This is a genomic window from Mesorhizobium sp. M1217, from assembly GCF_040318275.1.
Classification (GTDB): domain Bacteria; phylum Pseudomonadota; class Alphaproteobacteria; order Rhizobiales; family Rhizobiaceae; genus Mesorhizobium.
Window position 1 is genome coordinate 1 of the sequence record NZ_JAMYMA010000005.1, and the last position, 17,351, is coordinate 17,351.

General features: G+C 63.0%; 16 protein-coding genes. 10 read left to right on the forward strand and 6 right to left on the reverse strand.

Features of this window, described 5'->3' with window-relative positions; translation table 11 throughout:
- Window positions 1-281: 281 nt before the first annotated feature.
- Entirely contained in the window at window positions 282-1,391 is a 1,110-nt protein-coding gene (locus NKH37_RS09550) for a Gfo/Idh/MocA family protein (RefSeq protein ID WP_353005817.1), read from the reverse strand.
- A gap of 152 nt (window positions 1,392-1,543) precedes the next feature.
- On the opposite strand from NKH37_RS09550, the gene NKH37_RS09555 reads away from it, so the two are divergent.
- Window positions 1,544-2,389 carry a MurR/RpiR family transcriptional regulator gene (locus NKH37_RS09555; protein ID WP_353005821.1) on the forward strand — a complete coding sequence of 282 codons (846 nt, stop codon included), beginning with the start codon at window positions 1,544-1,546 and terminating at the stop codon, window positions 2,387-2,389.
- On the opposite strand, the gene NKH37_RS09560 is transcribed toward NKH37_RS09555, so the two are convergent.
- Window positions 2,386-3,279: an AraC family transcriptional regulator gene (locus NKH37_RS09560; protein WP_353040963.1), complete on the reverse strand. Its 894-nt coding sequence runs from the start codon at window positions 3,277-3,279 to the stop codon at window positions 2,386-2,388. The two genes, NKH37_RS09555 and NKH37_RS09560, sit on opposite strands and share 4 nt — an antisense overlap.
- 138 nt (window positions 3,280-3,417) lie before the next feature.
- Here NKH37_RS09560 and NKH37_RS09565 point away from each other — a divergent pair, with 138 nt between their 5' ends.
- The 9 genes from NKH37_RS09565 to phnN all read left to right on the forward strand — a co-directional run bounded on the left by NKH37_RS09565 (window position 3,418) and on the right by phnN (window position 12,904).
- On the forward strand, window positions 3,418-4,146 hold the full coding sequence (locus tag NKH37_RS09565; protein ID WP_353005820.1) for an SDR family NAD(P)-dependent oxidoreductase: 729 nt from the start codon (window positions 3,418-3,420) through the stop codon (window positions 4,144-4,146).
- A 200-nt stretch (window positions 4,147-4,346) separates the two neighbouring features.
- On the forward strand, window positions 4,347-6,281 hold the full coding sequence (locus NKH37_RS09570; RefSeq protein WP_023718235.1) for a bifunctional 5-dehydro-2-deoxygluconokinase/5-dehydro-2-deoxyphosphogluconate aldolase: 1,935 nt from the start codon (window positions 4,347-4,349) through the stop codon (window positions 6,279-6,281).
- Window positions 6,282-6,316: 35 nt separating this feature from the next.
- Window positions 6,317-8,161 carry a 3D-(3,5/4)-trihydroxycyclohexane-1,2-dione acylhydrolase (decyclizing) gene (gene iolD, locus NKH37_RS09575; protein ID WP_353005815.1) on the forward strand — a complete coding sequence of 615 codons (1,845 nt, stop codon included), beginning with the start codon at window positions 6,317-6,319 and terminating at the stop codon, window positions 8,159-8,161.
- 46 nt (window positions 8,162-8,207) lie between these two features.
- Window positions 8,208-9,125 carry a myo-inosose-2 dehydratase gene (gene iolE, locus NKH37_RS09580; RefSeq protein ID WP_353005814.1) on the forward strand — a complete coding sequence of 306 codons (918 nt, stop codon included), beginning with the start codon at window positions 8,208-8,210 and terminating at the stop codon, window positions 9,123-9,125.
- Between the two features lie 42 nt (window positions 9,126-9,167).
- On the forward strand, window positions 9,168-9,386 hold the full coding sequence (locus NKH37_RS09585) for a DUF3329 domain-containing protein (protein ID WP_023718232.1): 219 nt from the start codon (window positions 9,168-9,170) through the stop codon (window positions 9,384-9,386).
- A 2-nt stretch (window positions 9,387-9,388) separates the two neighbouring features.
- Window positions 9,389-10,198, forward strand: a complete 810-nt coding sequence (gene iolB, locus NKH37_RS09590; RefSeq protein ID WP_353005813.1) for a 5-deoxy-glucuronate isomerase — start codon at window positions 9,389-9,391, stop codon at window positions 10,196-10,198.
- A 152-nt stretch (window positions 10,199-10,350) separates the two neighbouring features.
- Window positions 10,351-11,058, forward strand: a complete 708-nt coding sequence (locus tag NKH37_RS09595; protein WP_353040965.1) for a DUF1045 domain-containing protein — start codon at window positions 10,351-10,353, stop codon at window positions 11,056-11,058.
- Window positions 11,059-11,138: 80 nt separating this feature from the next.
- Window positions 11,139-12,278 (forward strand): alpha-D-ribose 1-methylphosphonate 5-triphosphate diphosphatase, encoded by a 1,140-nt coding sequence (locus NKH37_RS09600; RefSeq protein WP_352495023.1) that lies wholly within the window; start codon window positions 11,139-11,141, stop codon window positions 12,276-12,278.
- On the forward strand, window positions 12,275-12,904 hold the full coding sequence (phnN, locus tag NKH37_RS09605) for a phosphonate metabolism protein/1,5-bisphosphokinase (PRPP-forming) PhnN (protein WP_353005811.1): 630 nt from the start codon (window positions 12,275-12,277) through the stop codon (window positions 12,902-12,904). The genes NKH37_RS09600 and phnN overlap by 4 nt, the downstream gene beginning before the upstream one ends.
- An 89-nt stretch (window positions 12,905-12,993) precedes the next feature.
- Here phnN and NKH37_RS09610 read toward each other — a convergent pair whose 3' ends face one another.
- From NKH37_RS09610 to NKH37_RS09625, 4 genes are all read right to left on the reverse strand, one after another.
- Entirely contained in the window at window positions 12,994-13,524 is a 531-nt protein-coding gene (locus tag NKH37_RS09610) for a DUF2231 domain-containing protein (protein WP_353005810.1), read from the reverse strand.
- 151 nt (window positions 13,525-13,675) lie between these two features.
- Window positions 13,676-14,671 (reverse strand): ABC transporter permease, encoded by a 996-nt coding sequence (locus NKH37_RS09615; protein WP_023677502.1) that lies wholly within the window; start codon window positions 14,669-14,671, stop codon window positions 13,676-13,678.
- Window positions 14,672-14,694: 23 nt separating this feature from the next.
- Window positions 14,695-16,239: a sugar ABC transporter ATP-binding protein gene (locus NKH37_RS09620; RefSeq protein ID WP_353005809.1), complete on the reverse strand. Its 1,545-nt coding sequence runs from the start codon at window positions 16,237-16,239 to the stop codon at window positions 14,695-14,697.
- A gap of 113 nt (window positions 16,240-16,352) precedes the next feature.
- Window positions 16,353-17,315, reverse strand: coding sequence for a sugar-binding protein (locus NKH37_RS09625; RefSeq protein WP_352484310.1), 963 nt, complete (start codon window positions 17,313-17,315; stop codon window positions 16,353-16,355).
- Between the last annotated feature and the right edge of the window lie 36 nt (window positions 17,316-17,351).

Below are 17,351 nucleotides of genomic sequence, written 5' to 3' on the forward strand. Positions count from 1 at the left end.
ACAAGACGTCAAATCCCCCGCAAACAAGCGAACAACCGCCGCAACCCCGCCGCCGCAAGCTTTTGCTCATGACTGCGCAACAGGTCCCTTGTGGGAGAAGGTGGATCGGCACGCAGCGCCGAGCCGGATGAGGGTGCTGGAAGAAACTCGGCGTAAAATATTGAGGGATTTTAAGCGCTTATTTCTTCGCTGTAGCGATCCGTCCAACACCCCTCATCCGACCGAGCTTCGCTCGGCCACCTTCACCCCCAAGGGGAGAAGGGAAGCCAGCGCCGGGCTTACTACCGCACAGCGATCCAGCGCTGTTCCGCGAACGAGCGCGCCATCGCATGCACGGTGCGCTCGATCTCCAGGCCTTCGTCGAAGTCGATGATCCGCGCCGGCTTGCCGGCAAGCCGCGTCAACAGTTCCCGGCATTCGATGATCTTGAGGTCATTGAAGCCAAGGCCGTGGCCGGGCGCCGGCAGGAAGGCGTCGTAAGGCCTGTGGTGCGGGGCAACCAGGACTGTCCGATAGCCTTGCTCCGTCGGTCGGTCGGCTGTCAGATAGAGCTGGAACTCGTTCATCCGCTCCTGGTCGTACAGGATCGAGCCCTTCGAACCAAAAATCTGGATGGCGATCCGGCCCTTGCGGCCCCAGGCCGAACGGTTGACCAGCAACGTGCCGGCAATGCCGTTTTCGAGATGCATCAGGATGCTGGCGATGTCATAGGTCTCGACGGCGCGGCGCCCGCCCGAGGCGACGCGGCGTTCGGCATAGGGCCTGGCCATGTCGCACATGACTCGGGCGACGCGGCCGAACAGTACCGCTATGAGCGACAGCGGATGCACGGCGAAATCGTCGAGCGCGCCGTAACCGGACGCCGCCTCGTGCTTCCAGAAGAACGGCGCCTCCGGATCGGCCATGAAGTCCTCGTCCATCTCGATACGCAGATGGTTGACCTCGCCGATGATCTTCTCGTCGAGCAGCGCGCCGATATGGCGGATCGCCGGGTTCTGAATATAGTTATAGCCCAGCGCGGCAACCTTGCCGGATTTCCGCGCGGCCGCAGCCATCGCTTGCGCCTCCGCAAAACTTGGCGCCATCGGTTTTTCACACCACAGATGCTTGCCGGCTTCGAGGATGGCGATGGCCATTTCCGGGTGGAACTGGTTCGGCGTAGTCAACGAGATGACATCGACGTCGGGATCGTCGACCACTGCGCGCCAGTCGCCGGAGGCCTTGGCGAAGCCGAATTCGCTGGCACGGCGTTTGGCAAGGTCCTCGTTGACCTCGCCCAGATGGACCAGCCTTGGCTTGTCGACATCGGGAAAGACGGTGCCGACCGCGTTCCAGGCAATGGCGTGGCACTTGCCCATGAAGCCCGTGCCGATAAGACCTACCCCGACCATCCGCTTGCCTCCCTCTGTGCAAATTTTGTGTGGATGAATTAATCCATTTTGTTCGCAAATGGAACGCTTGTCTCATTTTTTATGGTGTTCTTGCACAGGCCCGCTATGATGGGGCACAGAGGGAACCGACGATGAGCCTGGGCGGAGCTACGATGGACGAACGGGTGCCGCGCGATTTCGAAACGCTGCGGGCGACGATCCTGGAGCGGCGTCAGAGCCTGCCGAAACGTATCGCCCAGATCGCCGCCTATGCGCTCGACAACCCAGACGATATCGCCTTCGGCACCGCTGCCAGCATCGCCGCTTCGGCCGGTGTCCAGCCTTCGACCCTGATCCGCTTTGCTCAGCAGCTTGGTTTTGACGGTTTCACCAGCCTGCAGCTGGTGTTTCGCGAGCGCCTGCGCGAGCGCAACTCGTCCTATGATGAAAGGCTGGCCGCATTGCGCGCCAAGGCCGAGGAAGGCGCCGGCCACCGGGCGATCTTCGACGGTTTTGTCGCCGCAGCCAGCACCTCGCTCAACGACATTTCGCGCACGCTGAATGAAGACCATTTCGAAGATGCGATCGCCGTGCTGGCCAAGGCGGAAACCATTTACCTGCTGGCCAAGCGACGCTCCTACCCGGTCGCCTCCTATATCGCCTATGCATTGGGCAAGCTCAAGATCCGCAACCAGCTGATCGAATCGGCCGCCGGCCTGAACGCGGAGATGATCGGCTTTGCCTCTCCAAGGGATGCCGTGATCGCCATCAGCTTTTCGCCCTATGCCCCGGCCACCATCGAGGAGGCGCGCGTCATTTCGGAGCAAGGCGTGCCGATCGTGGCGATCACCGACAGCTCCTTTTCGCCGCTCGCCCAATTCGCCAGGGTCTGGTTCGAGGTCGCCGAGGCCGATTTCGCCGGCTTCCGCTCGCTGTCGGCGACGATGGCTTTGGCCATGGCGCTGACCGTTGCCGTCGGCGAGAAGCGGCGCGATAGCGGCCGCAAGCGCAAGGCCTAGATCACCTCTATTGCCGTTTCGCCTTCTGCCAAAAGCCGCGCTGCGTCGCGGGCAGGCGGCGACCCGAACTGGCGGGCATACTCCCGGCTGAACTGGGAAGCACTCTCATAGCCGACAGCGAAGGCGACACGCGCCACGTTGCCCGGCTGGGCAATCAGCAGATGGCGGGCTTCCAGCAAGCGGATTTGCTTTTGATACTGGATTGGGCTCATGGCCGTCGCCGCCTTGAAGTGACGATAAAACGCAGCACTGCTCATATGGGCGATCTCGGCCAGATCCCCAACCCGGACCGGCTGATGGGGGTGCGAACGGATCCAGGCGATCGCCCTGCCGATCCGGGACAGATGGCCATCGGCGCGCGCAAGTTCACGAAGCTTTCCGCCCTGGGGGCCTTGCAGGAGCCGAAACAGCATCTCCCGCTCGAGCATGGTCGCGAGCACGGGAATCTCCGCTGGCCGGTCAAGCAACCGCATCATTCGACGCAACGCGTCGAGCAGATCGTCATCAACGGGAGTGGTGGAGAAGAAACTGTAGCCACCGAGGGCTGGCGCGTGCTCGACGAGGAGCGCGGCGACGGCTTGCAGGTCAAGGGTCAAGCCAATGGCCAGATAAGGACGCGCCGCGCTCGCTTCGACTATCTGGCTGATAGTGGGCGTCTCGACAGTGTAGATGAAATAGCTGGCCGGCTTGTAACGAAGAGCCCGGGAGCCGATCAGGACCGTCTTTGCGCCCTGCAATACGAATAAGATCCCCGACCCCCACACACCCGGCAATGGTGCCGTGGCGACTTCGCTGCGGCCGATCGAAACGCCGGGAACCGCCGTTCTTGTTCGTCGCCCGCGCGCATGGCGGCCGGCGATCTCGATCAACTCCTGCAGCGCCTCGCTCATCGCGCCAGCATCGCGCATTCGCGGTGGCTGAGCAACAGCGTGAGAGGATTAGGCAAGAGCTGGAGAGTTTCCGGCGCGCGGCGTCCGCTGCGTCGCGCCATTTGTGGGGTCTTCCACAAGCAACATGGAGACACCGATATGAGAACATCAAAGACCGCGCTGGTGACCGGCGCCAACAAGGTTATAGGCCGCGAAATCGCCCGGCGGCTGGCGACCATGGGCTTCAAGGTCTGGCTCGGCGCCAGGAGCGCCGAACGCGGCATGGCGGCTGTGCAAGCCTTGCGCGCCGAAGGGCTCGACGCCGCGTGGCTTGAGCTCGACGTCACGCAGGATGACAATGTGGCGGCGGCAGCCGAGGCACTCGGGCAGGCCAGCCCCTGCCTCGACGTGCTGGTGAACAACGCCGGCGTCGCCATCAATTACGACCTGCTGCCGAGCCAGCAGCGGATCGCCGACATCCAGGCCACCTACGACGTCAATGTCTTCGGCCCGATCCGCGTGACCCAGGTATTCCTGCCGCTGCTGCTGGCAGCACCTGCTGCCCGGATCGTGATGGTGAGCAGTTCCACCGGGTCCATCGGCCGGGCGCTCGATCCCGCCACCGCGAACCACGCCGTCAATATGATGGGCTACGGCAGCTCCAAGACAGCCTTGAACGCCATCACCGTGGCCTTCGCCAGGGAGCTCGCGCCCCGAGGCATCAAGGTCAACGCCGCCGCGCCCGGCTATACCGCCACCGATCTCAACGGGTATAAAGGTCACCGCACGGTGCAGCAGGCGGCCGAGATCGTCATTCACCTGGCGACCTTGGACGCCGATGGCCCGACCGCCGGATACTTCAACGATGACGGCCCGCTTCCTTGGTAAATCAGCTGGTTTCAGTGGTAGACCCTTGACGTTCGTCCGACTTCAAAGTTTCTGAACGCGCGAGCCTTGCACAGCACTTTTCAGCCTTGGGAATGCTCGTTCCATATTGACTATGGATTGGAATTATTATTTCATATTGCCGGCGCCACGCTGCCGCTCGCGCGTGTTACCCAAGACAACAAAGCCGATGGGAGGTTCGAATGGGCGAAGCCGTGGAAGCGAGACATGCGCCGCTCGACATCATCACGATCGGCCGTGCGTCCGTCGATCTCTATGGCCAGCAGATCGGCTCGCGCCTGGAAGATATCACCTCCTTTGCCAAGTCGGTCGGCGGCTGTCCAGCCAATATCGCAGTCGGCACTGCCAGGCTCGGCCTGCGCTCGGCGTTGCTCACCCGCGTCGGCAATGAGCAGATGGGCCGCTTCATCCGCGAGCAGCTGACCCGCGAGGGCGTTTCGGTCCAAGGCCTCAAGACCGATCCGGAGCGGCTGACCGCCCTGGTGCTGCTGTCGGTCGAGGATGAGGGCGTCTCGCCGATGATCTTCTATCGCAGCGATTGCGCCGACATGGCGCTTTCGGAAGACGATATCGATGAGGCCTTCATTGCTTCAGCACGCGCGGTCGTCGTCACCGGCACGCATTTTTCACGGCCCAACAGCGACGCCGCGCAACGCAAGGCGATCCGTGTCATGAAGGCCAAGGGCGGCAAGGTGGTGTTCGACATCGACTACCGCCCTAACCTGTGGGGCCTCGCCGGCCATGCCGAAGGCTTCGAGCGCTATGTGAAATCCGACCGCGTCTCGGCGCAGTTGAAGACGGTGCTGCCCGACTGCGATCTCATCGTCGGCACCGAAGAGGAGATCATGATCGCCTCCGGCGCAGACGATTGCCTGAGCGCGCTGAAAACCATCCGCTCGCTGTCGACGGCGACCATAGTGCTGAAGCGCGGTGCCATGGGCTGCATCGTCTATGACGGGCCGATCAGCGACGATCTCGAGGACGGTATCGTCGGCAAGGGGTTTCCGATCGAGGTCTACAATGTGCTCGGCGCCGGCGACGCTTTCATGTCGGGCTTCCTGCGCGGCTGGCTCGGCGAGGAAAGCCTGGCGACGGCCGCGACCTGGGCCAATGCCTGCGGCGCCTTTGCCGTATCGCGGCTGCTCTGCGCACCTGAATACCCGACTTTCGAGGAATTGCAGTTCTTCCTGAAAAACGGCAGCAAGCATCTGGCGCTGCGCAAGGACGAGGCGATCAACCACATCCATTGGGCGACCACGCGCCGGCGCGACATCCCCTCTCTGATGGCGTTCGCCTGCGACCACCGCGTCCAGCTGGAGGACGTCGCGGCAAAGGCCGGCGCCGATCCGTCGCGAATCCCGGCTTTCAAGGTGCTGACGGTCAAGGCTGCGGCAAAGGTCGCGGCTGGCCGCGGCGGCTATGGCATGCTGCTCGACGAAAAATACGGGCGCGAGGCGATGTTCGAATTCGCCCACCATTCCTTCGCCTGGCTCGGCCGGCCGGTCGAGTTGCCGGGTTCGCGGCCGCTTCGCTTCGAGTTCTCGCAAGACATAGGCTCGCAACTGACCGAATGGCCGGTCGACCACTGCATCAAATGCCTGTGCTTCTATCATCCCGACGATCCCGCGGCGCTGAAGAGCGAACAGCAGCAGAAACTGCGCGCTTTGTTCGAGGCCGCGCGGAAAGTGGGGAGAGAACTTCTGGTCGAGATCATCGCCGGCAAGCACGGCAAGCTCGACGACATGACCATCCCGCGGGCGCTTGAGGAACTCTACGCACTCGGCATCAAGCCCGACTGGTGGAAGCTCGAACCGCAGGCATCGACCGGCGCATGGGCAAAGATCGAGGCGGTGATCCTGAAGAACGATCCGTGGTGCCGCGGGATTGTACTGCTGGGTTTGGAAGCACCGCAGGACGAATTGGAAGCGGCCTTCGCCGCCACCGCCAAGGCGCCCATCGTCAAGGGTTTCGCTGTCGGCCGTACCATCTTCATCAACGCGGCCGAACAATGGCTTGCCGGCAAGATGTCGGACGATGAGGCGGTTGCCGACATGGCGTCGCGCTTCGAGAGGCTGACCGAGGCATGGCTTGCCGTGCGCGGCCGCAAAGCAGCATAAGAAGGCGCGGCATAAGGACTGCGGAGGAAAACGACATGACCAAGACAATCCGCCTGACGATGGCGCAGGCGCTGACCCGCTTTCTTGCCCAACAGATGGCCGAGATCGACGGCAAGAAAGTGCCGATCTTCGGCGGCGTCTGGGCAATCTTCGGCCACGGCAATGTGGCCGGCGTCGGCGAGGCGCTCTACCAGGTCCGCGACGAATTGCCGACGTTCCGTGCCCATAACGAGCAAGCGATGGCGCATGCGGCGATCGCCTATGCCAAGGCCAATTTCCGCCGCCGCTTCATGGCGGCGACCAGTTCGATCGGCCCTGGCGCGCTGAATATGGTGACGGCGGCAGCACTTGCGCATGTAAACAGGTTGCCTGTCCTGTTTCTGCCCGGCGACGTCTTCGCCAATCGCATTCCCGATCCCGTCCTGCAGCAAGCCGAGGATTTTTCCGACGGTACGGCGACGGTCAATGACTGCCTCCGGCCGGTGTCGCGCTATTTCGACCGCATCACCCGGCCGGAGCAGATCATGCCGGCGCTCAACCGCGCCATGCAGGTGCTGACCGATCCGGCTGAGTGTGGCCCGGTAACGCTGGCGCTGTGCCAGGACGTGCAGGCCGAGGCCTATGATTATCCCGAGAGTTTCTTTGCCGAGCGGCTCTGGACCCAGCGGCGAGCGCGCCCGGACCGCCAAGAGTTAGCAGCTGCAGTGGCGGCGCTGAAGAGCGCGAAGAAGCCATTGGTGATTGCCGGCGGTGGCGTGCTCTATTCGCAAGCGTCGGATGAATTGGCGAAGCTGGCGCAAGACGCTGGCATTCCGGTGTGCGAGACGCAAGGCGGCAAATCCTCGCTGCCCGACGATCATCCGCTGAACATGGCGGCGGTCGGCGTTACCGGCACTTCGGCTGCCAACAGGCTGGCCGAAGAGGCCGACGTCGTGCTTGCCGTCGGCACCAGGCTGCAGGATTTCACCACTGGCTCCTGGGCGTTGTTCAAGAATTCCGGCAAGACCATGATCGGGCTCAACGTCCAGCCTTTCGATGCCGGAAAGCACCAGGCGCTGCCGCTGGTCGCCGATGCGGCTGAAGGGCTCGCCGAACTCGGTGCGGCGCTGAAAGGCTGGAAAGCTCCTTCTGGCTGGACCGACAATGCGATCAGCGGCAAGAAGGACTGGCAGGCGGATGCCGGCAAGGTGACGGCGTCGACCAATGCCGCCTATCCGTCCGACGCGCAGGTGATCGGCGCCGTACAGCGCGCCATGGGCTCCGGCGTGGTACTGCTCCATGCCGCCGGCGGCTTGCCCGGCGAATTGCACAAGCTATGGCAGGCGGGCGCGCCCGGCTCCTATCATGCCGAATACGGCTTCTCGACCATGGGCTACGAAATCGCCGGCGGGCTTGGCGTCAAGATGGCCAAGCCCGACGAGGAGGTTGTGGTGATGATCGGCGACGGCTCCTACCTGATGCTCAATTCCGAGGTCGCTACGTCGGTGATGCTCGGCCTCAAGCTGACCATCGTGCTGCTCGACAACCGCGGCTATGGCTGCATCAACCGGCTGCAGATGGCGACCGGCGGCGCCAACTTCAACAATTTGCTGAAGGACGCTCGTCACGAGACCTTGCCCGAGATCGACTTCGCCGCGCATGCTGCAAGCATGGGTGCGATTGCCGAAAAAGTGGCGTCGATCGCCGGGCTGGAAACGGCCCTGGCGCAAGCGAAGAAGAATACGCGAACGACCATGCTGGTCATCGACACCGACCCGCTGGTTTCGACCGAGGCCGGTGGAAGCTGGTGGGATGTCGCAGTGCCGGAAGTCTCGGCACGGCCGCAAGTGAACGCGGCGCGCAAGAAATATGAGGAAGCGCTGAGCGGGCGGCGGTTTTAACGCGCCCGCCAACGCCGCCTCGAATGTCAGAAATTGGAGTGACGACTTGAAAGCCAAACTGGGCATGTCCCCGATTGCATGGTGGAACGACGATCTTGCCGAACTCAGCGATGATGTGTCGCTGGAGGAGTGCCTGCGCCAGTCGCGCTCGGCTGGCTTTACCGGCATGGAAATGGGCCGCCGCTTTCCCAACGATCCGGAGATCATGCTGCCGATCCTGAAAGAGGCCGACGTGACGCTGTGCGGCGGCTGGTTCTCCGGGACGCTGGTCGACGAAGACATGGCGAAAAACAAGGTTCGTATCCAGCCGATGATCGACCTGTTCAAGGCGGTGAATGCGCCCTGCATCGTCTATGGTGAAGTCGGCCGTTCAATCCAGGGCGACCGCTCGAAACCGCTTGCCATCAAGCCGAGGCTGTCGGACGATGAGATGAAAGCCTACGCCAGGCGGCTAACCGAGTTCGGCGAATGGTGTGCCGGGCAAGGCATGCCGCTCTCCTACCATCATCATATGGCGGCGGTGATCGAGACCGAGCCGGAGCTCGACGCTTTCATGCGCTATTCGGGAGAGGGCATTCCGCTGCTGCTCGATGCCGGTCACCTGGCCTTTGCCGGCGGCGATGTGCTGCGCGCGATAGACAACCACCACCGGCGCATCAACCACGTGCATGTCAAGGACGTACGCATGCAGGTGATCCAAAAGCTGGATCGCAACAAGCAATCCTTCCTCGACGCGGTAGCACTTGGTGCCTTCACCGTGCCGGGAGATGGATCGCTGGATTTTGGCGCCATCGTCCAGAGGCTCGCCAACCACGGCTATGAAGGCTGGTTCGTGGTCGAGGCCGAGCAGGATCCGAAGAAGAACCCGCCACTCAAGATGGCACAGGTCGGCTACAAGGAATTGATGCGGGTGATGACGGCGGCCGGCTATACGGTTGAGACACAGGGCTTTCCCAATGCTTGAGAGTTCGCGAGGAAGGGCTGACCCTATGCCGGCGTTTATCCGATGAAAGACTCCGAGCACCCGTTTTTCCGGCCTTTGTGGCGGCGCGTCGCCATTGTCGCGGTCTGCCTGGTCTGGTCGGTGATCGAATTCGCTACCGGCACGCCGTTCTGGGGCGTGATCGCGCTCGGCTTCGCCGGCTATGCGGTCTGGCAGTTTTTCTACCTCTACAAACCGGCCGACGAAGACAAGCCATCGGCAAACGCCAAACCGAAGGAATGACCATGTCGAAGCTGCTCGTCAAAGCCAATAAGGGCCACGGCCGCATAGCCCATGTGACGCCGCAAAACGCCGGCTGGACCTATGTCGGCTTCGATCTGCATCGGCTGAGGCCCGGCGACACCGCTTCCGGGCAAACCGCGGATCGTGAGGTCTGTCTGGTATTCGTCACCGGCAAGGGCAAGGTCAAGGCCGACGGCAAGGATCTCGGGCTGCTGGGCGAACGCATGTCGCCGTTCGAGGGCAAGCCGTGGTCGGTCTATGTGCCGCAGGGCTCGGAGTGGTCGGTGAGCGCCGATACCGATCTCGAACTCGCCGTGTGCTCGGCGCCGGGGCTTGGCGGCGGTCTGCCGGTCCGCATCATTGCGCCGAAGGATCTCGGCCAGGAGACCCGCGGCAAAGGCACCAACACGCGCTACGTCACCAACGTCCTGCCGGAGCGAGAGCCGGCCGATTCCCTGCTGGTGGTCGAGGTCATCACGCCCGGCGGCCACACATCGAGCTATCCGCCGCACAAGCACGACCAGGACAATCTGCCGGCCGAATCCTATCTCGAAGAGACCTATTACCACCGCCTCAACCCGCCGCAGGGCTTTGCTTTCCAGCGCGTCTACACCGATGCCGACCAGAACGGCTCTCGTTCGCTCGACGAGGCGATGGCGATCGAGGACGGCGACGTCGTGCTGGTACCCAAGGGTTATCACCCCTGCGCCGCCTGCCACGGCTATGATCTCTATTATCTCAACGTCATGGCCGGACCGAAGCGGACGTGGAAATTCCACAACGCGCCCGAGCACGAATGGCTGATGGCCTGACCGTTTCCCCTTCCCTTCTCAACCGCTGGTCCAAGCCGAAAAAATCGTCGGCTAATGACCAGGCTGTGTCGTTTTGTTACCGAAAACGCTGCAAAGCTTCGTCATTTCGTCATGCAAATCGCCTATGGCAGCGGGGCTGACGAGGAACTTCGATGCGCTACGCGATCTATTTCACCCCCCTGCAGGACGAACCGCTGGCGCGGATCGCCGCCAATTGGCTCGGCCGTGATCCCTTCGGTGCCGCCACGAGGCCGGTCGAGGCGGTGGGCGAGTTGTTGGCAGCGGAAGTTGCCTTCCATACCGCCTCGGCGCGCCGCTACGGCTTTCATGCGACGCTGAAGGCGCCCTTCCGGCTGGCTTCAAACGAGACGGAGGCCTCGCTTCGCGCCGCACTCGACGATTTTGCCGAGGCGACGCCGGTGGTGACGGTCCCGCGTCTCGTCGTCAGCCAGATCGACAGCTTTTTCGCGCTCGTGCCGGAAGGACCGCTGCCGGGGCTCAACCGTTTCGCCGATGATGTGGTGCGCGGCTTCGACCGCTTTCGCGCGCCGCTGACAGACGCGGAGATTGAACGCCGCAGCCCCGACTCGCTGAAGCCCGATGAGTTCCGCAATCTCTGCCAATGGGGCTACCCCTATGTCTTCGAGACGTTTCGTTTCCATATGACCCTGTCCGGCCGGGTGTCGTCACAGGAAAGCCCCCGTCTTCGCCTAGCAATCGACAGCCTGTTTGCGGACGTGCTGCAACGGCCGGTGCCGGTGGACGCGCTGACGCTGTTTGTCGAAACTGAGCCGGGTGCGCCGTTCATGGTGCTGTCCCATCACGCGCTCGGGCGCCGCCCGGCCAGAAGAACTGCCTGAGATGACTATTTGCTTCAACCGCATTGTGCGACGCCAATCCATTTTCAGTTGGCTGCAAAATGCTCCGAGGACTGCCTGAAATGACCGCCGAGACCGTTCTTGACAACGCCCGCATCGTGCTTGCCGACCAGATCGTCGAAGGGTCGATCGTGCTGCGCGACGGCGTGATCGCCGACATTGCTCCCGGCGCTGGCCGCAGCGGCAAGGACATGGGCGGCGACTTCATCATCCCTGGGCTGGTCGAGCTCCACACCGACCATCTCGAAGGCCATTACGCGCCACGGCCGAAAGTGCGCTGGAACCCGATCGCCGCGGTGCTCGCCCACGACGCGCAGGTGGCGACCGCCGGCATCACCACCGTGCTCGACGCCTTGCGCGTCGGTATGGACGAGGACGCCGACCTGACGGCCGCCGACATACGCAAGCTGGCCGAGGCGATTGAGGACAGCGTCCAGCAGGACCGGCTCAGGGCCGACCATTTCATCCATCTGCGCTGCGAGGTTTCGGCGCCGGACTGCCTCACAGCCTTCGCCAATTTCGACGGCGACGAGCGGGTCAGGCTGGCGTCGCTGATGGACCACGCGCCGGGACAGCGGCAATTCGTCGATCTCGAAACCTATGCGTATTACTACCAGCGCAAGCTGAAGCTGACCGATCGCGATTTCCAGAAATTCTGCGAAAAGCGGATGGCGGAATCGGCGAAGAACTCGAGCCCGAACCGCAGCTTCATCGCCGCTGCGTGCAAAGAGCGCGGTATCGTGCTCGCCAGCCATGACGACGCAACCGTCAGCCATGTCGATGAAGCGATCGAGCAAGGCGTCCGTGTCGCCGAGTTCCCGACCACCGAGGAGGCGGCTCGGGCTTCGAAAGAGGCAGGGCTCGGCGTTTTGATGGGCGCGCCGAACGTCATGCGCGGCGCTTCGCATTCGGGCAATGTCTCGGCCCGCACACTGGCCGGCGACGGCCTGCTCGATATCCTGTCATCGGACTACATTCCGTTCAGCCTGATCCAGTCGGCCTTTTTCCTCGGCGACGTGGTCGAGGGCATCTCGTTGCCTCAGGCAGTGGCGATGGTGTCGAAGAACCCGGCCGAGGCGGTCGGCCTCACCGATCGCGGTGTCATCGAGCCCGGCCGGCGCGCCGATCTGGTTCGCGTGCGCGTCGACGATCACGTCCCGGTTGTCCGCACGGTGTGGCGGCAGGGACGGCGGGTCGCATGATGGTGTCGGCATCGGTCGAGCGTGAATTGTCCGCCGCGGGATTTCCAATCCGCGACGGCGTCTTCGTCGCCGTCGTCGGACCGAGCGGTGCCGGCAAGGACACGGTGATTGGCTATGCGCGCGCCATGTTTGCCGACGAGAGCCGACTGGAGTTCGTTCGCCGGGTGATCACCCGGCCGAGCGATGCGGCCACCGAGGATCACGATACGCTAGCCGACGCTGCCTTCGTCGAGGCCGAAACGGATGGCGCCTTCGCGATTTCCTGGGAGGCGCATGGCCTGCGCTATGGCATCCCGGCCGAAGTCGACTGGTCAGTCTCCAACGGCCGTGTCGCGATCGCCAACGTCTCGCGCGCGATCATCCCGACGCTGCGGGACCGCTACGCCAATCTGGCTATCGTCGAGATCACGGCTGCACCGGAGATCCTGGCCGAGCGGCTGGCCTTGCGCGGGCGCGAGTCGCGCGGCGAAGTGCTGGCACGGCTGGCGCGCAGCGCCAATGTGGCGCTGTCCGGACCGGGCGTCACCTCCATCGACAATAGCGGCCCTCGTGAAGCCGCCGGCGAGCGCTTCACCGAGGTGCTGCGCAAGGCCATGGCCTTCTCCGACATGTCGGGCCTCATCTAAGGCGCGCCCATCCGATGCATTCGGGATGGGCGCTACTTGTCTAACCCATATCTTTTTGGAAACCGGTATCCACTGTTCGGATCATGGCCTCATGCGGCGTGCCGGTCCCGACCAGCGTGATGAGTATCCGTGCTAGTGGTTGTCGAAGGCTTCGCTGGTGCATCCGCCGGTGTATCCAGAACTGCAACGTGATGCCGATAGACCATCTCCCAGCCCTTCCAGCCGGTGAACAGCAGTATGCAGACCACTATGAACGACAACAGCGCGCCCCACGGTCGGACCGCGGCCTCGGCGCCTTGAGCATAGCGAAGGTAGAAATTGATCAGAGCCACAACGACCGCGGTCAAGTTGCCCAGCATGTGGTACCAGGCGTCGGACAAGGCGCGAATGCGCGGCTCGTTGAGGAAGTCGATAAAACCAGCTGTCGCAGCGAGAAGCGCCATTACGATAGCTGCCCCGATCAGCCACATCGATGCCCGTGCCCAGAAGGCGTCGGCAGTCCCCCAGAAAACCAGGTCGGTGACAAAGGCACCGGCAAGAAACGCGACAGGAAAAGGTATCAGCATCGGGTGGAGGGGGTGAGTTCCTACCTTTGCGGTACTTACTGGATTCATGGGCATGGAACGCCTCCGCGTAGCAAAGCTTAAATAAACGCTCAGATACGGGTTTCGTTCCAAATAGAGATTAACCTGAACTGCTGTCGCGAAGCTCAGGCTGACCTTTTCATGCCTGCCAATGGCAGTCGGCGTATTTCATCCAGCTATTTTTGCGTCATTCCGCGGCAGCACCCGCCACGCCCTTGCGGGTGGCTTCCAGCATCCGCCGCCGCGCCCTGAACACGCCCCATTGCTGGTCGACCAGAACGCCGATGAGGATCACCCCGCCCATCACGGCGAAGTTGAGCGAGGACGGGATACCGAGCAGGTTGACGAGGTTCTGCAACTCCTGCAGCAGCACCGTGCCGAGCAGGACGCCGATCAGCGAGCCTTCGCCGCCGCGCAGCGAGAAGCCGCCGAGCACCGCTGCCGCGATGGCGTAGAGCTCGTAGAACTGGCCGTGGCTCGCCGGCGAGATCGAGCGTGTGTACATGGCGAAATAGATAGCCGACAGCGCCGTCAGCACGCCGCAGATGACATAGGCGGCCATGACGATGCGGCCGGTGCGGATGCCGGAATATTTCGCCGCTTCCTCGTTCTTGCCGATGGCGTAGAGATATCGCCCGAACACCGAACGGTGCAGCACCACCCACATGACGACGGCGATGACGATCAGCGCGATGAAACTGTTCGGCACGCCCCAGGACCGCCCCGCCGTCAGGAACTCGAGTTCCGGGAAGTTCTGTCCGAAGGCAAAGCCGGCGGTGCCGTCGGCGGTATAGAAGCGCGCCACGCCGCGATAGATCAGCAGGCCGCACAAGGTCACCACGAAAGGCTGCAATTTGAGCCGGGTGATCAGCCAGCCATGCGCCAGCCCGATGATGCCGCCGAGCACCAGGATCAGCGGCAGGGCGACCGGCCAGGCCATGCCGCGCGTGGCGATGAAGTCGATGAACAGCACGCCGAGCAGCGCAACCACCGAGCCGACCGACAATTCGATGCCGCCGGTGATGATGACGAAAGCCTGGCCGATCGACAGGATGCCGAACAACCCGATCAGGTTCGAAGTGTTGGCGAGATTGATCGGCAGCAGGAAGCGCGGGTTGATGATCGCCACCACCGCGCCGACCACCAGGATCAGGATCAGCAGGCCGAGATCTTTCTTGCTCATCGTCTTCTCCCAATGCCGGCGAACTATTTCGGGTGCTTGCCGACCGCCAGCAGCAGCACGTTTTCCTGGCTGAACCGGTCCTTGTCGAGAATGCCGGAGATCTGGCCTTCATGCATGACGGCGATGCGGTCGGAAACACCGATCACCTCCTCCATGTCGCTGGAGATCATCAGCACGGCGACGCCGGCATCGGCCAGCGCCCGCATCAGCCCGTAGATCTCGGCCTTGGCGCCAATGTCGATGCCGCGTGTCGGCTCGTCGAGGATCATCACCTTCGGCTTCATCGCCAGCCATTTGGCCAGCACGACCTTTTGCTGGTTGCCGCCCGACAGCGTGCCGGTACGCGTCTGCACGGTGGGCGCCCTGATGCCCAGATCGGTCTTCTGTTTCTCGGCGGTGGCGGCCTCGGCGCTGGCCGAGACCAGCGAGCGCCGCGAATGCGCCGGCAGATTGGGCAGCGAGATGTTCTGGGCAATCGACAGATCGAGCAGGATGCCGGTCAGCTTGCGGTCTTCCGGGACGAGGAAAATACCGTTGGCCACTGCGTCCGCGGCCGAACCAAGAACCAGATCTTTTCCGTCAAGCTGGAACGAGCCGCCAAAGCTCTTGTCGATGCCGAACAGCACGCGCGCCAGCTCCGTCCGACCGGAGCCGACGAGACCGGCAAGGCCGAGGATCTCGCCATGCCTGACGTCGAGGTCGACGGGCCGGTCGGGATAGGCGGCGGTGCGAATGGCCTTGACCGACAGCGCGACAGAGCCCGGCGGGCGCGCCGATTCTGCGGCCTTCTCCCTCTCCTTGAGCATGCGGCCGATCATCAGCTTGACCATCTGGTCGTGATTGATGGCGCTCTTCGGCAAAGTTCCGGCGAGCATGCCGTCCCTGAGCACGACGACGCGGTCGGCGACGCGCTCGACCTCGTGCAGGCGGTGTGAGATGAAAATGACGCTGATGCCGTCTGCCTTCAGCGCCTTGATGACACCAAGCAGCTTGTCGGTTTCGGCGATCGGCAGGCTCGAGGTCGGCTCGTCGAGGATAACCAGCCTTGCCTTGATCGACAGCGCCTTGGCGATCTCGACCATTTGCTGCTGGGCCAGCGACAGCGCCGATACCGGCGTATCGGCCGAGAAATTGGCGCCCACGCGTTTGAGCAGCGGCGCCGCCAGCGCTCGCAGCCTGGCGCGGTCGACCAGCTTGAGCGGGCCGGCGCGCAGCGGTTCGCGGCCGAAGAAGATATTGGCGGCAACGTCGAGGTTTTCGAACAGGTTGAGTTCCTGGTGGACGAAGGCGATGCCCGAACCGATGCTGGCCTCGACAGTCAGCCCGTCATGGGCGGCGCCATCGACAATGATGGTGCCGGTGTCCGGCCTGGTGACGCCGCCGAGGATCTTCATCAGCGTCGATTTGCCGGCGCCGTTTTCGCCGACCAGGCCGATGACCTCGCCGGGCCTGACCTCGATCGAGAACCCGTCCAGCGCGACAACGCCGGGATAGGTCTTGCGCACACCGTTGAGGCTCAGGAACGGAGCGTCCGTGGATGCAACGATGGATGGGTCGGAATAATTCATCACGCCTGACAGCAGCCGGTGAGCCGTTTTGGACTCAGACTGACGGGCCTCGCGAGGCCCGTCAATAGAACGCCGGCTCAAGGCGAACCTTGAGCCGGCGCAACCTAGTTTGCTCAGTTTCCAGACATCGCCTTGAGGCTGGCGGCGTAGGCGTCGACATCGTCCTTGCCGATGATCTTGGTCGGGATGATGATCAGTCCATCGGCGGGAACGCCCGACTTGTTGCCTTCGAGATAGGCGGCCATCAGCTTCATTCCCTGATAGGCCCATTCGAAGGGCTGCTGCACGACGGTGGCGGCGACGGTGCCTTCCTTGACGCCGCCCAGCGTGATCGGATCGTCGTCGAAGCCAACGACGGTGATCTGGCCGAGCTTGCCGGCATCGCGCAGCGCCTCATAGATACGCGGCGTGTTGTAGGAATAGAAGCCGACCATGCAGGTGACGTCGGGGCTGGCGACCAGCGCGTCCTCGACGTTCTTCTTGGCGCGGGCCTGGTCGATGTCATCGCCACGCACGTCGACCAGTTCGATCTTGGTGCCGGCGAGGCCGTCCTTCATGCCCTGGATGCGTTCCTTGGCATTGTCGGCGCCGAGCAGGCCGACGAAGCCGAGGCATTTGCCGCCATCTGGCATCGCCTTCTTGGCAATCTCTGCCGCCTGCTTGCCGGCATCGACATTGGACGAGCCGATATAGGCGACACGCTTGGTCTGCGGTGCGTCGCTGTCGGTGGTGAACAACGCCGTTTCCGAGGCGATCTTGTTCAGCCCGTCGGTCGACGTCTTGGGATCGACGGCCGAGACCATGATCGCCTTAACACCGGCCGTCACCAGATCGTCCATCAGGCGCTGCTGGATGGCGACCGAGGACTGCTCCGGATATTTGAGTTCTAGATTGTAATTGGGCAATTCGCCTTGAGCCTTCTTGACCCCGGCTTCGGCAGCCTTCCAGAAATCGGAAGCGCCGTTGACGACGAAGGCCAGTGTCGGCTTGTCGTCGGCCCGCGCAATTGCGCTCACGGACAGGCCGAGCAGCAGGGCCGCAGCGGCGACGGACGCATTTCGTATCGCAGATTTCATATTCAACCTCCCATTTGACTCAGTAATTTTCGCTGA

What these genes read in the sequence shown, in the direction of transcription:
- NKH37_RS09550 (WP_353005817.1), bottom strand. Translation starts at nt 1,391, where the DNA reads ATGGTCGGGGTAGGTCTTATCGGCACGGGCTTCATGGGCAAGTGCCAC.
- NKH37_RS09555 (WP_353005821.1), top strand. Translation starts at nt 1,544, where the DNA reads ATGGACGAACGGGTGCCGCGCGATTTCGAAACGCTGCGGGCGACGATC.
- NKH37_RS09560 (WP_353040963.1), bottom strand. Translation starts at nt 3,279, where the DNA reads ATGAGCGAGGCGCTGCAGGAGTTGATCGAGATCGCCGGCCGCCATGCG.
- NKH37_RS09565 (WP_353005820.1), top strand. Translation starts at nt 3,418, where the DNA reads ATGAGAACATCAAAGACCGCGCTGGTGACCGGCGCCAACAAGGTTATA.
- NKH37_RS09570 (WP_023718235.1), top strand. Translation starts at nt 4,347, where the DNA reads ATGGGCGAAGCCGTGGAAGCGAGACATGCGCCGCTCGACATCATCACG.
- iolD (WP_353005815.1), top strand. Translation starts at nt 6,317, where the DNA reads ATGACCAAGACAATCCGCCTGACGATGGCGCAGGCGCTGACCCGCTTT.
- NKH37_RS09585 (WP_023718232.1), top strand. Translation starts at nt 9,168, where the DNA reads ATGAAAGACTCCGAGCACCCGTTTTTCCGGCCTTTGTGGCGGCGCGTC.
- iolB (WP_353005813.1), top strand. Translation starts at nt 9,389, where the DNA reads ATGTCGAAGCTGCTCGTCAAAGCCAATAAGGGCCACGGCCGCATAGCC.
- NKH37_RS09595 (WP_353040965.1), top strand. Translation starts at nt 10,351, where the DNA reads ATGCGCTACGCGATCTATTTCACCCCCCTGCAGGACGAACCGCTGGCG.
- NKH37_RS09600 (WP_352495023.1), top strand. Translation starts at nt 11,139, where the DNA reads ATGACCGCCGAGACCGTTCTTGACAACGCCCGCATCGTGCTTGCCGAC.
- phnN (WP_353005811.1), top strand. Translation starts at nt 12,275, where the DNA reads ATGATGGTGTCGGCATCGGTCGAGCGTGAATTGTCCGCCGCGGGATTT.
- NKH37_RS09610 (WP_353005810.1), bottom strand. Translation starts at nt 13,524, where the DNA reads ATGCCCATGAATCCAGTAAGTACCGCAAAGGTAGGAACTCACCCCCTC.
- NKH37_RS09615 (WP_023677502.1), bottom strand. Translation starts at nt 14,671, where the DNA reads ATGAGCAAGAAAGATCTCGGCCTGCTGATCCTGATCCTGGTGGTCGGC.
- NKH37_RS09620 (WP_353005809.1), bottom strand. Translation starts at nt 16,239, where the DNA reads ATGAATTATTCCGACCCATCCATCGTTGCATCCACGGACGCTCCGTTC.
- NKH37_RS09625 (WP_352484310.1), bottom strand. Translation starts at nt 17,315, where the DNA reads ATGAAATCTGCGATACGAAATGCGTCCGTCGCCGCTGCGGCCCTGCTG.